This window comes from Arthrobacter sp. Z1-15 (assembly GCF_054792395.1).
Window position 1 is genome coordinate 72,092 of sequence record NZ_CP096455.1, and the last position, 12,903, is coordinate 84,994.

Below are 12,903 nucleotides of genomic sequence, written 5' to 3' on the forward strand. Positions count from 1 at the left end.
GCACGAGAGCTACCGTAATCATGATCTTGGAGCAAGAGAGCATCGACGTTTTCCTTGGCCTGGACGTCGGCAAGACCGGCCACCACGCCGTGGCCCTGAACCGGGCCGGGAAGAAGCTCTACGACAAAGCCCTGCCGCAGGACGAAACCAAAATCCGGGACGTCCTCACCAAACTCGCCGGCCACGGCTAAGTCCTGATCGTCGTGGAGCAACCCGCGATCATCGGTGCACTGCCCGTCGCGGTCGCCCAGGCCGCCGGAGCCGACGTGGGCTACCTGCCGGGCCTGGCGATGCGCCGAATCGCTGACCTTCACCCGGGCCAAGCAAAAACCGATGCCCGGGACGCAGCGATCATCGCCGAAGCCGCCCGGTCCATGCCCCATACTCTGCGGTCGGTGGAACTGGACGATGAAACCCTGGCCGAACTCGGAGTGCTCTGCGGCTTCGATGACGACCTCGCCGGACAAATCACCGCCACCTCCAACCGGATCCGCGGACTCCTGACCCAGATCCATCCCGCACTGGAACGGGCATTGGGCCCGCACCTGGACCACCCGGCGGTGGCGGACCTGCTCACCCTGTACCCAACTCCCGCGGCATTGAAGACCGCCGGCCGCGGACACGTCAAAGCACGGTTGAAGAAGCACGCGCCACGAGCTGCTGATCGTCTCACGGAGGCGGTGTTCGCGGCCCTGGACCAGCAGAGCGTCGTGGTCGTGGGCACCGGTGCGGCCGGGATCGTGCTCCCCAAACTCGCTGAGCAGCTCCTGGCGCTGCGCCGGCAACGCGACGAGATCGCGGACCAGGTCGAAGCCCTGGTGGAGGCCCACCCTCTTTACGAGGTCCTGACCTCGATGCCCGGCATCGGCGTCAGGACCTGCGCCCGGATCCTCACCGAAGTCACCGGCAAACACTTTGCCTCCGCTGCCCATCTGGCTTCCTACGCCGGAATCGCCCCGGTCACCCGCCGCTCGGGAACCTCCATCCGGGGTGAACATCCGAGCCGGAGAGGCAACAAGAAACTCAAACGAGCGCTGTTCCTCTCGGCCTTCGCCGCACGGCATCATCCGCCCTCAAGGGCGTATTACGACCGCAAACGCGCGGAAGGTAAAAGCCACAATCAAGCGATTATTACTCTGGCCCGACGCCGCTCCGATGTCCTCTTCGCCATGCTCCGCGACGGAACTCTCTACGCAGACCCTGCGCCCAGAAACCTGCCCTCAGTGGCTTGACGAAAACCATAGAGGCACCCCCCCGGAGACGCAGTTTCGAATCCTGCACATTCCTCTGTTTAGGCTGAAGGCGGTCTGGCTTCAGGCAATCGGGCTTTCGCCAGGGCTTCCTCTGCAACGATGATGTAGTCGTCAGGGTCTCCGGACAGCGGAATGGAATCCTCGCCGTATATTCGATACGCGACCGCCACTATTTCGGCAGCATCAGCTACTTCCAGTTTGCTGGAGAGAAACGCGATATCCGGAATGTCGCTGTCGCGCTCGGCCGCCATCTTTCATTGCCAGCAGCGACTCGTCATCGGCCCGGCCCAGTTTGAGGTCGGTGCTCTTCCACCCAACGTCCACCGCAACCCATCGGACACCGTCGGGGATGAATCCTCTTGCACGGTCGTTGAGCCAGTCCTCGGGTAGGTCCAGGTCCTTGGCCATGGCGGCCGCAACCCGCTCGACGGCCTCCTTGGGAGCGTAACTGGCATCCACGTCCATGGTTGTTCGGCGTCGGGACCCTGAGAGCATGACGGCCACGCCTCCGACCAGGTGGACGTCCGCATGGATACCCTCCGCGGCGAGGCGGCGACCGAGTTCAGCCAACAGCCCCATGGCATCATCGAGGTGAAATTCTTCAGCCACCGGCGATCAATGTCTTCTCCCGCAGAAAAACATTGACCCGTGACAGTTCCGGCGGGGTTTGTTTCTTCGTGAGCTCGGTGTACGCGGAAGTGGAGGGATTAGCGGGGTACCATTCCGACCTCAGCTTGGCTGCCCTGGTCCATGCCGGCGGCTGCAGGCCCTGTTTCCTAAGGGCGTAGGCAATCGAGCTTTTGAGCAGCCGGTCCCACTTCGACGGGAGTCTCTCCGGGGGTTCGGTAAGGAGGGCGTCGTGCAGGTCGTCCCGGCGGAGGATGAAGGCGACCGTCTTCATCAGAAGGCGTAAGGCGAACTCGTCGTCTTTGCCGATCTCTTCCGAGAGGGAATGTGCGCACGCATCGACGATGTTTTGCAGCGGGTGGTTCTTCCTGTCGGTCAGGACCGTCAGCCCGGCGGCTTGCATCAACTGGAGTGCCTTTCCCAGCTCTGCCCGTTCGTGCCCGGACTCGAAATCGGCGACAAACTTGCGGGAAACCCCGGCATCATCTGCGAGCTGCTGCTGGGTAAGTCCTCGCTGGCTGCGCAGATGGCGTAACTGCATCCCGGCTTCCAGGGCGGTGGCGATGGTATCCATGACACAAGAATGGCACCGTACGGTGTCAGAATCAATTACTTTCAGGGTTTCCATGGGGGATCAGATCGCCCATAGAAGAACTTTGCGCCGTGACACGGCAGGGCCGTTCTACAAGCACGACGAATCGGCGAGGCTGAGCGTCAAGTTCGTCTCCACGAAAAACTCGCGGGCACGCGGGCAGTGTCTGCGCATGTTCCGGTGCGGGTAATAACTGCGGCCGAGGGGCTATCTTGCCGAAGAAAGCTGTGGATTTTTCCATGCTCGCCGAAGACCGGTGATGGGCGGTGGCGCCTCTGGGCGGTGAGTGTGAGCCGGTACTGGTGATGGCCGGACTGTTGTTGCCCTTCTACCCGTACTCGGAAACCCAAATCCGGGTGTGGAAGCGGCAGAAGATCAAGCTTCCAAGGTCCAACGGCCCGTTCTACACCTACATGACCACGCCGCGGCCGGAAGCTGACGCCATGGCCTGGCTGAAAGACAACGGCGGCAACGACAAACTCATCAAGTGGGCGCTGGAGGGTCACCGCCTGCTAAGGGTGCCTCCGGGATCCAGCGCCGACGCACTGAAGGCCTTCACCGGCTTTCGTCTGGTGCCACGGATCAAGCCTCCGGAGCGGATCAGCCGCAGCGGAAAGAACACAGTGGACGGGTTCTACGAGGATCCCGGATTTTGGCCGGTCTCCTGGCTCACTGCCGAAGCCGTCTGGGGCAAGCGCCGGCGCCGGGAAGATTTCCCTTCACCAGTCCGGAAACTGTCTGCAGGAACTGAGCTCGAAGGAGATCCCGAAGCAGCCGTTGAGCTTGCTCTCGACGGGCTCCACAACCTGCTGGCCCATCAGATGCTCTGGCTGATGCCGGTCCGCGGTGCGGCCGCCGGATCGCCGGAGTGGGACTGGGGCTGGTTCTTGATCGACCTGTTCACCTAATAGGTGCGCCTTGAACCCGGCGGCTTCAGAGGGATGTCGCTGCCACCGGCGGCAGCCGCACACAGGCCGGTATGACAAGTTCACGAAATCCCAAGCGCCAGCCAGAAGGCGTCCCAGCAGGCGGCCAGTTCGCCAGCATCCCCAGGAAGGTCTCAGCGGTAACCCTCAATGCCCCGCCGGCCAGGGGCCAGCAATGGTTCTAAGACCGCCTCGCCGGCCTCGCTACACGCCGGGACCAGGTGGAAAACTACCGGGACAACGACTCCTATTCCTACTACCAGCTGGAGTTGCGTCACCAGCGAGCCTCCATCGGGTTGGGAGCCGCCGCAGTGCTCCGGGACTGCCCCGAAGCCAAGACAATGCTCCTGCGGGAGAACGAAGACGGGGAGAAGCAGTACGAGATTCTGGCCATCCGCGACGGCGACGACAGGGATGTGGTCGATCCGGAGGACTACTTCGAATGGGGCGAGGAGCTCGTCGGCGGAGAGGGAAGCCCGGAACTGGCATCCATGGCCTGGGCACTTGACGTGAATGAGAGCTCCTGGGCTCAGGGCGTGGCCGAGACCTCGCACAGCCGTAGCTACGGAGTGTCCGCCGTGGTGGACCTGCATGCCGCTGCCGCAATCACCGACTCAGAAATTGGTGTCGCAGGGGAATAGTAACCTGCCCCAGGTTGATCCCGCAGGTCGGTGGTGTGCAGCGGACCTCTCCTCAGCGTTACTTGACATAAGGTAAGTTATCGGCGGCTTGGAGGAGAGTTAGGGGAGTGTAAGCAGGGTCTCGACACCAATTTTTCTGAGGGTTTTCTGCAGCTCTTCAGTTTCTCAAAGGACGCGCGCAGCTGCGAGCAATACGGATACGGTTTCGCCACCGCGGAAATTGAGGACAACGGTCTCGATGCTTTTGTGGGTTCAAGGAGAACGCGTGCGGCACCGCGGCGTGCAACACGCATGGGCACGCTCGCACAGTGGTCTGAACGGGAACGGACGCGTCGTGTATGCAAGGTGACATAGGTGGAGTGTCATCCACCTCAAAGGTGACGAAGGGGTCGCAGATTGAATCGGTAGCGGTGCGGCTGGCCGCGGTTAACTCTGATGCCAGCCCTGACCGAGACGAGGGTAAGCGTAATCCAGCCGATCGCGCTCAGGATTGCAAACAACGCCCCGACTCCAGGTACGAGGGCTAGTAACCAGGTAACAAAGCCAAGGATGGTAGGGGGCAGCATGAAGTTGAGTGCCTCCTTTGATTCCTGTGCGGTGAAGGGCCCCCTGTCTTTGTAGATGCTGTAGATCAGAAGCGCTGGGACGCACCCCAGCACTCCGCCGAAATGTGCGAGGGTGGCAAACTGGCGGTCCTCAGTTGCCGTGAGAGGAAGCGCTATTGCTGGGGCGCCTTCAAACGACGTCCGAATGGCCCCCTGATCGTGAGACTTCTTTTCTACTCGGTTATGCAACACGAGGTATCCTCCGATGGTTCGCAATCTTCGTTGTCGGGCAAGAATCGGGCGAGGTCGATTGTTGCGGCCCCGGCGCAGTCGGGAACCTCGATGGGTTGATCCGACGCTCGTTGATAGTGACGCGGTGCCAGTAAGCGGTCATGCTCTCGGCGGCCGGATTCACAATAGTTTCCTCGAGGCGTAGGCGGCGCGCTTACTCGCCGTTGTTCTCGGGGCAGGATGCAGGCCACAAAGCCCGGCTTTCGAGCCTGTCATATGGTCGAAAGAGCACGAGATGTCCCCGTTGGGTGGGCTGCACGATGCTGAAGGACGCTCCGAGAACCTATCCGGCGAGAGGCGTTAAGCGCACCTACTGGTATCAGCGATGCTTCGGAGCCTCCGCCGGACTGTCGTGTACACCTCGGTCAGGGTCGCATCCATGCCATCGTCGACAGCCTCTGCCCACTCATTGAAAGCGGCCCTGACCCCCACTCCCGCCAGTTCAGTCACAAGCCGCGCTTCCTCAAGTGTCACGGTGCCCTTGTACGCGGTAGTGATGCGCTGTGCCGTCGACCAAGATGTTGCAGAGTCAAGTGAGAAAGCTGCCGCACGCAGTTGCGGCTCATGGAACATCAGACGCCGCACCCGCAGTTGATGGCGCGCCACAGGCGCCAGTGGGCCATCGAGCTCGCCGAGAACGGACGCATAGATCGCCTCGAGCTGTGGAAGCGGCGGTTCACCAATCTGAACCCGGTCAAGCCACGCGGCAAGCGGTCCCCCGAACTCCAGATGCAACGTAAGGACTGACTCCTCCTTGCTGGGGAAGTAACGAAAGCAGGTTCGGTCGGACACCCCTGCAGCAGCAGCAATATCATGCACCGTCGTCGCCGCGACGCCTTTCTGCTCGAACAAGGTCAAAGCAGCTTCACTGATCTCTGCTGTCGTTGCACGTTTGCGTCGTTCGCGCAGGTCACCCGACTGGACGGCCAACGAGCCGGCCTCGGCAGAAGCAGTGTTCATGTGACGTTCCCCTTAAACACTCAAGTAAACACTCAAGCTAATTGGTCAGACATAGACAGCGTGTCATAGTCTGACACTTAGTCTATGGCAGACCCCACTACGGCGGGTGCTGCTCGCCGACGCCCTCGCTTCGGAGTACAAATGACACCCCCTCCCCCGGCTGACGCTTCCCGTCTCGCCACTCGCCCGACCCCTCCTATTGGCCCCGCGAGCCCTAACATGCCTACCGAAGCTGTTGCCCACGCCGATGACGGCAGGCTCCCCCAGGGCGCTCCGCTGGTCATCGGACTTCTTGTCGTGGCCGCGTTCGTCGTCATTCTCAATGAGACGATCATGAGCGTTGCGTTGCCGAGTTTGATGGCAGACCTTGGCATTTCGACCGCCACGGCCCAGTGGCTCACCACGGGCTTCCTGCTCACCATGGCCGTCGTTATTCCTGCGACGGGGTTCATCCTGCAACGCTTCACGACACGGCAGGTCTTCGCCACGGCGATGACCCTATTCTCCATCGGCACGGCGGTCGCCGCGATCGCGCCCGGCTTCGGCATCCTTCTTCTGGGCCGGGTCATCCAGGGCAGCGGTACGGCAATCATGATGCCGCTTTTGATGACCACGGTCCTGAACCTCGTGCCCGCCTCCCGACGCGGGCAGCTGATGGGCGTCATTTCTATCGTTATCGCCGTCGCCCCGGCCATCGGACCGACGGTCTCGGGCTTGATCCTGAGCGTGCTCTCCTGGCGGTGGATGTTCATTATCGTGCTCCCGATCGCCCTGGTCGCCCTGGCGCTGGGCCTGTGGAAGATCACGAATGTCACCACGCCCCGTAAGACACCCTTCGACGTCCTGTCGATCGTGCTGTCGACGCTGGCTTTCGGCGGTCTGATCTATGGTTTGAGCAGTCTCGGCGAGTCAGCAGAAGGACACTCACCCGTATCCCCTTGGGCCATCGTCGTCCTCGGCGCCCTTGCCCTGGGGGCGTTTATCGCTCGTCAGATCACGCTCCAGCGCTCGAACCGCGCCCTGATGGACCTGCGAACGTTCAAGAGCCGCAGTTTCGTCGTTTCCGCCGTCATGATCTCGATCAGCATGATGGCCCTGTTCGGCAGCCTCATCGTCCTGCCGCTCTACCTGCAGAACGTGCTCAAGCTCGGCACCCTCGAAACGGGTCTGCTCCTACTCCCGGGCGGCGTCCTGATGGGCATCCTGTCCCCGATCGTCGGACGACTCTTCGACCGGGTCGGGCCGCGCCCCCTCGTCATCCCGGGAACACTCGTCCTCAGTGCCGCACTCTGGGGGATGACCACGATGCTGCACGAAGGAACATCCATCGGATGGGTCATCGCCGCCCACATGACCCTCATGGGCGCACTGGCCTTCCTCTTCACGCCGCTCATGAGCTCAGGGCTCGGCTCCCTCGACCGGTCGCTCTACTCCCACGGCAGCGCAACAGTCTCCACCCTGCAGCAACTCGCCGGCGCCGCCGGCACAGCACTCTTCGTCACCGCCCTATCGACCATGACCGCCAGCGGCCTCGCCGACGGGCTGTCGGAAGTATCAGCAACCGCAGCCGGCGTACAGGCAGCCTTCACGATCGGCGGATTCATCTCACTGGCTGCAATCGTCGCCTCATTCTTCGTGCAACGACCCACCAACGCCTTGCCAGCCGGCACCCCTACCCACTGAGCCAGGACCCATTGTGGCTCAGCGACTCAGACAAGGCTCGCTCATCAAACTCTTCGATGTGGGAGCCGACGTTTTCGGGAAAGGTCCAGGTGTCTATGGAGGTGAGGAGTTGAGCGAACGCGAACTCGTTTTAACGTCTGGATGACGAGGAGCTCCCGCCGAGACGCTGCCCAGACCGAATACGGGAGCGGATCTTGCACAGGATCCGCTATCTGGAGGCGCTATCAAGTTGTCCTGTTGAGCTCTCGCCTCAGGGGAGTAGCGCCCGTAAATCGCGTCGTAAAGACCTAGGCGCGGTGTCGGACCGCTTTCAAGCGATTGATGTGCGGGCAGGCTGGGGTCGACGGATCCCATCCAGAATGAGATCGATCATTCGATCAAGCGCCTCGTCGGTGGCCCCGAGCGCCGGCGGCTCAATCGCAACCGAGGCCATCATCGCAGTGATGAGTTCGAGGTCGCTGACGCTGAGGTCCGAACGGATCTCGCCCGCGCGACGGGCGGCTTCCAGGGTCCGCTCATGGAGAGCGGAGAAGCGACGATTGGCCGTTTCGACAAGTTCCGCTCCCGCACCGGCCTCTCGCATGGCAGTGATAATTCCGGGCAGACCCGCCATGTATCGTCCGTGCTCGCGGAGGAGTCGTTCGAGAAGGTTTGCGTCGGCCGGCGCGCTGGCATACTCCTCCAATTCCGTCAGACGCAGGTCGATCACAGTTGTCAGGAGTGCTGCCCTATCGGGGAAGTGGCGGTACACCGTAGCTCGTCCAACACCGGCCGCGTTCGCGATGTCAGCGAAACCCGCCTGCGGCCCGGACCGACCGAACACTTCAGAGGCGGCCGCCATGATCGACTCGCGGTTGCGTTGAGTATCGGCTCGGGCTTTCACGAGGCGAGCCTATCTGTGTAAAGGGTGGCAGAAAATCGGCATGTGGTTGATACTCGTTGTGAGACGAGGGTGTCTCACTTAGCCGTGCTGAAGTATCGGCACGAAAGGGAGAAGCAATGCAAACTACGTACGATGTCATCGTTGTTGGTGCTGGGACAGGGATGCTTGCCGCGCTCACGGCCAAGGCGAACGGACTGTCCGCACTTGTTGTTGAGAAGTCAGCACATGTTGGTGGGTCCACTTCGCTCTCGGGCGGCGGCTTCTGGATTCCCGGCAACTCGATCCTTGCCGAGAACGGTCAGGCGCCAGAACCTGAGCGCGTGGAAAGCTACCTCCGCGCTGTCACCAAGGGCGAAGTAGAAGACGAGCGGTGGCAGACGCACATCGAGTACGGTCCTGCCGCCGTGGACATGCTGCGGCGCACCACTCCCCTCGAGTTCCAGTTCATGCCTGAGTATGCGGATTACTTCCCCGAGTTGCCCGGAGGATCAGCGACAGGACGCTCAGTTGAACCGAAACCGTTCAATGTGCGGCGTCTGAAAGAGGCGCGCTCTCTTCTGCGTTCCCCTGTTCTCAGTGCACCCATACCCATGCCCATCACCAGCCGCGCGTACAAATGGCTCAGTCTGCTGACGCGCAAGCCGCAGGGATTTCTCATCGCCGCGAGAATGGCAGCCCTTGGCATCGGCGGTTTGGCATTAGGCAAAGAATTTGCCGCCGGAGGACAGGCGCTTGCAGCTGGCCTGCTCGCAGGCCTCGTCCGCGCCGGTATTCCTGTATGGACCGAGACTCCGTTGACCGACCTGGTCGTCGAAGGAAACCGCGTTGTCGGTATCCGTGTCACACGGGACGGCCAAGAGGTGGAGTTGCGCGCCGAAAAGGCCGTCATCCTGACTGCGGGCGGCTTTGATCACAACGCCGCGATGCGTCACGAGTATCAGACGGAGTACGTTGACGGCTCGTGGAGCCTTGGTGCTACCTCGAACACAGGTGACGTCGTGAGCATCGCGCAGAACCACGGAGCGGATCTTGCGTTCATGGACGCAGCGTGGTGGTTTCCGTCCGTCGCCGATCCCAATGGTTCCATGGGAGCCCTCCTTGCAGAACGGTCTCTGCCGGGTCAGCTCATCGTCAATGGCAGCGGCCACAGGTTCATGAATGAGGCGGTCAACTACATGACTGCCGGGCAGATCATCACCGGTCTGCATACCCCGGACGATCCGCATATCCCGGCATGGATGATTTTCGACCAGAGATACCGGAACCGGTATCTCTTCGCAAGCTCTGTCTTCCCGGGGCAGCCACTCCCACGCGCCTGGTACGAGGCCGGGATCGCTAAGAAGGCCGGCTCCATCGAAGAGCTCGCCGCAACGCTCGATATGCCTGACCTCGTGGCAACAATGACTAGGTTCAACGCTCTTACCCGGGCGGGCAGGGACGACGACTATGGGCGCGGCGACAGTGCGTACGACCGCTATTACGGCGACCCCACAATCACCCCAAACCCGTGCCTGGCCCCCGTCGATCAAGGCCCTTTCTATGCGGTGCAGGTCGTTCCAGGAGATTTGGGTACATGTGGAGGCATCCGAGCAGACAGCCACGCTCGGGCGCTGCGCAAGGACGGATCAGTTATTGAGGGACTGTACGCGGCGGGCAACGTCGCGGGCAACGCATTCGGGCGGGTATACCCCGGCCCTGGGGCCACCATCGGTCAAGGTCTCAGTTATGGCTATATCGCAGTGCTCGACGCAATGGGCAAGCTCGACTCGTCCGACGCCCCTGCTGTTTCGCGTCGAGCATAGGCGACACCTAACCCTCACCCCTTCTATGAACGCGTGTGAGTTGGAGCCACCGCAGCAAAGTGTTTATGTCAGACTCGATCATCTCGACGCCATTTTTGCTGCTGTGAGTGTAGAGGCAGCCCTGTTCCCACTGCGTCCGGGTTACCCTGTTCTCCTTATCTCCGCCAAAGGTATCGAGCACGTCGAACGCCATACCGCTGACAAGGAACTGCTCGTTACTGCCCAGCAAGGCTCATGATGTCCTGCAAAAAGCGTTTCGGACAGCACGCCTTATGTTGGAGCTATCTAGATAAGATTGAGAAGTGCTGTAAGGACCAATGAACGTCGATCCAAGTATTCAGCACCGAAACTTCTCCTTGTGCCATGGCGTGTTGATTGTTTATCGAACGATCCCGGAAGGACGAACGCGGGATTGAGAGAAAAGTTTTATATGAGATAGACCTTTTCCTGTGGTTCTAAGTGCGGCCACCTTTTTTCGCAGACCCTAACACAAGACTGCACCCTATGTGGTAACCGGCACAGAATAAGCAGGACCTACGGCTTAGCGAACAGCTTGAAGGAGGCCCGGTATGACTAATTGGCGGATCAGAGACTTCCACTCGGCGGACATGGACGGCATCCTGCGCCTTTGGGAAGCCCTTAAGACAAGCAAGGTTGAACCTGTTTACGCCCTTTCCGAGGTCCTCGCGTCCTGCGAGAAGGACGATGCTGTGGTGGCGGTGCAGGGCGAACAGGTGGTGGGCGCGGCGGTCGGACGGGCCGCGCACGACCAGGGCTGGATCGTTTTCCTAGCCACGCTTCCCGATTACCGCGGCCGTGGTATCGGCACCTCGTTGCTTGCAGCAGTCGAAAACCGCATGGCCCCGCACCAACTGAACAAGCTCTCGGCGCTGATGCCGGAGTCATAGACGAGGGTCGAAGCATTTCTCAGCCGCGGTTTCGTGCTGCAGAAGAATCTGCACTACTTTGAACGCATCATCCCCGTGCAACGCCAGGAGCTTGGCGCTCTCGGCCAACTTGGTGGCCGCGTTCTTGCCCGTGACCTCTGGAAAAACGTAGCCGGCATGCGGAGCGAAAAGGAACTGTTGGAACGCCGTCTGGTTCTTCCACTGGCTGAAGCGGATCTAGCGATCAGTTCGACGTAGTGCCGCCGCGCGCCGTGGTCCTGTTCGGTCCGCCCGGCACCGGGAAGACTACCTTCGCCAAGGCCATTGCCTCTCGGTTGGAATGGCCCTTTGTCGAGGTATTCCCTTCACGACTGGCGGCCAACCCACAGGGGCTGGCCGGCGCCCTACGTGAAACTTTCCTGAAAATCGCGGAACTCGAGCACGCCGTAGTGTTCATCGACGAGGTGGAGGAAATAGCTTCCCAACGATCCGGCGAGCCGCCATCTCCCCTACAGGGTGTCACCAACGAACTCCTCAAAATTATCCCGGCGTTTCGCGAACAGCCCGGGCGGTTGCTCGTCTGCGCTACCAATTTTGTCAGGGCATTGGACACGGCGTTCCTGCGGCACGGCCGGTTCGACTACGTCGTTCCAATCGGCCTACCCGATGGGCAAGCGCGCGAGCCCATGTGGCACCGATTCATCCCTGGGCTTGCAGTGGACACTGTGGACGTGGCGCTGCTCGTGGAACAGACTCAAGGGTTCTCCCCTGCAGATATCGAGTACGCCGCCCGTAGCGCCTCGCAGCGCGCTCTTGAAAAGGCTGTGTATGACACCAGTGAGCTGGACTCCGAGCGCAAATCCTTCACCCCTGACGCGGTACAAGCGGGCCCGTCAACAAAGGACTACCTGAACGCCATCGGCGAGACCCGAACCACCGTCAGCGAAAAGGTGTACCAAGAATTTCTTGAGGACATTGACACCCTTGGCCGAGTGTAGGAGTGGCGATGTCGGCACCGCCAGAATCGTGCAGGTCCCGGCATTTATTATCCGTTGTTAAATCCCCTCGCGGACTAGCTGTTCAAGTTTTGAGAAGGTGCGGTGTCTTGAAACGCCAGTTCTACTTGTTTAGCTCGTCGACCCATCGAGTTGTAACGATGCAACGTACTCGCTATTCAATTGCAACTGGCGTACCAGGCTGGAGACTCTGACGGGTGAGAGTAGGACTCGAACTCGACGTAGGAATGGCTAGAGGAGTTCCCGGGAATTTACCAGTGTGGGTACCTCCCCAACGGACCCGCGATGCCACCTTACGGCCTCGCTGACCGTGTCCTGATCGTGGCGGTAAGGTCCGGCAAGGCTGACCTCAGGCTTCGAGCCCAGTATTTGAGCCCGGACAGGCCGTCGCCCTGGCCCGAAATGAGGTTGTGGTCGACGACGTCCTCCCTGATCAAAAGATCGAGTTTTTCGAGTTCCCCGTCCGTGATGGCGGTGATGATCGCCCTGAATTTGTGGGCCAACAGAGGTTCGGTCACGATCTCTCTCCTCGCACCGAGGCATCGTTGTGGTCGGTGCTATGGAGCACCCTGCGATGGGCAGACCCGTGAACGTATGTTCGCGGGGCATCCAATCGCCTCAATGTCGGTTCACCCCAGGGCACGAGACTTTGTTCATGCGCGCGGATCCCGCGCCGCTCATCGGTGGCTCGTCCTTCACGCGTGCGAGGAAGGTCCTCGGCAGCGCCACACGTCGGCTGGCCTCCTCTGAATCCCCAAGCGAGGGACCATCACCGCGCGGTAACACGGTGGTGGTCC

Annotated in this window: 10 protein-coding genes and 2 pseudogenes; 6 read left to right on the top strand and 6 right to left on the bottom strand. The window is 61.1% G+C overall.

Annotation, left to right across the window (positions count from 1 at the left end; all coding sequences use genetic code 11):
* Positions 1-20: 20 nt before the first annotated feature.
* Positions 21-1,232 (top strand): annotated as a pseudogene (locus tag M1D40_RS18565) (IS110 family RNA-guided transposase).
* Between the two features lie 204 nt (positions 1,233-1,436).
* Here the strand turns inward: M1D40_RS18565 and M1D40_RS18570 are convergent.
* Both M1D40_RS18570 and M1D40_RS18575 read right to left on the bottom strand, forming a co-directional pair.
* On the bottom strand, positions 1,437-1,862 hold the full coding sequence (locus M1D40_RS18570; protein ID WP_461171220.1) for a hypothetical protein: 426 nt from the start codon (positions 1,860-1,862) through the stop codon (positions 1,437-1,439).
* Complete coding sequence (locus M1D40_RS18575) at positions 1,855-2,454, bottom strand: helix-turn-helix domain-containing protein (RefSeq protein WP_461171221.1); 600 nt, start codon at positions 2,452-2,454, stop codon at positions 1,855-1,857. Before M1D40_RS18575 ends, M1D40_RS18570 begins: the two co-directional genes overlap by 8 nt.
* A 284-nt stretch (positions 2,455-2,738) precedes the next feature.
* Between M1D40_RS18575 and M1D40_RS18580 the strand changes: the two genes are divergently transcribed.
* Entirely contained in the window at positions 2,739-3,380 is a 642-nt protein-coding gene (locus M1D40_RS18580) for a hypothetical protein (protein WP_461171222.1), read from the top strand.
* Positions 3,381-3,619: 239 nt separating this feature from the next.
* Positions 3,620-4,039 (top strand): hypothetical protein, encoded by a 420-nt coding sequence (locus tag M1D40_RS18585; protein WP_461171223.1) that lies wholly within the window; start codon positions 3,620-3,622, stop codon positions 4,037-4,039.
* Positions 4,040-4,410: 371 nt separating this feature from the next.
* On the opposite strand, the gene M1D40_RS18590 is transcribed toward M1D40_RS18585, so the two are convergent.
* Positions 4,411-4,836 carry a DUF4870 domain-containing protein gene (locus M1D40_RS18590; RefSeq protein WP_461171224.1) on the bottom strand — a complete coding sequence of 142 codons (426 nt, stop codon included), beginning with the start codon at positions 4,834-4,836 and terminating at the stop codon, positions 4,411-4,413.
* Positions 4,837-5,175: 339 nt separating this feature from the next.
* Positions 5,176-5,835, bottom strand: a complete 660-nt coding sequence (locus M1D40_RS18595) for a TetR/AcrR family transcriptional regulator (RefSeq protein WP_461171225.1) — start codon at positions 5,833-5,835, stop codon at positions 5,176-5,178.
* 219 nt (positions 5,836-6,054) lie between these two features.
* Between M1D40_RS18595 and M1D40_RS18600 the strand changes: the two genes are divergently transcribed.
* Positions 6,055-7,518 (top strand): MDR family MFS transporter, encoded by a 1,464-nt coding sequence (locus tag M1D40_RS18600; RefSeq protein ID WP_461171093.1) that lies wholly within the window; start codon positions 6,055-6,057, stop codon positions 7,516-7,518.
* A 310-nt stretch (positions 7,519-7,828) separates the two neighbouring features.
* Here M1D40_RS18600 and M1D40_RS18605 read toward each other — a convergent pair whose 3' ends face one another.
* A complete protein-coding gene (locus M1D40_RS18605; RefSeq protein WP_461171094.1) occupies positions 7,829-8,401 on the bottom strand; it encodes a TetR/AcrR family transcriptional regulator in 573 nt (190 codons plus the stop codon).
* Between the two features lie 116 nt (positions 8,402-8,517).
* Between M1D40_RS18605 and M1D40_RS18610 the strand changes: the two genes are divergently transcribed.
* Complete coding sequence (locus tag M1D40_RS18610) at positions 8,518-10,203, top strand: FAD-binding protein (protein WP_461171095.1); 1,686 nt, start codon at positions 8,518-8,520, stop codon at positions 10,201-10,203.
* A 569-nt stretch (positions 10,204-10,772) separates the two neighbouring features.
* Positions 10,773-12,088, top strand: a pseudogene (locus M1D40_RS18615) (ATP-binding protein).
* A 311-nt stretch (positions 12,089-12,399) separates the two neighbouring features.
* On the opposite strand, the gene M1D40_RS18620 reads toward M1D40_RS18615, so the two are convergent.
* On the bottom strand, positions 12,400-12,624 hold the full coding sequence (locus M1D40_RS18620; protein WP_461171096.1) for a hypothetical protein: 225 nt from the start codon (positions 12,622-12,624) through the stop codon (positions 12,400-12,402).
* Positions 12,625-12,903 lie beyond the last annotated feature (279 nt).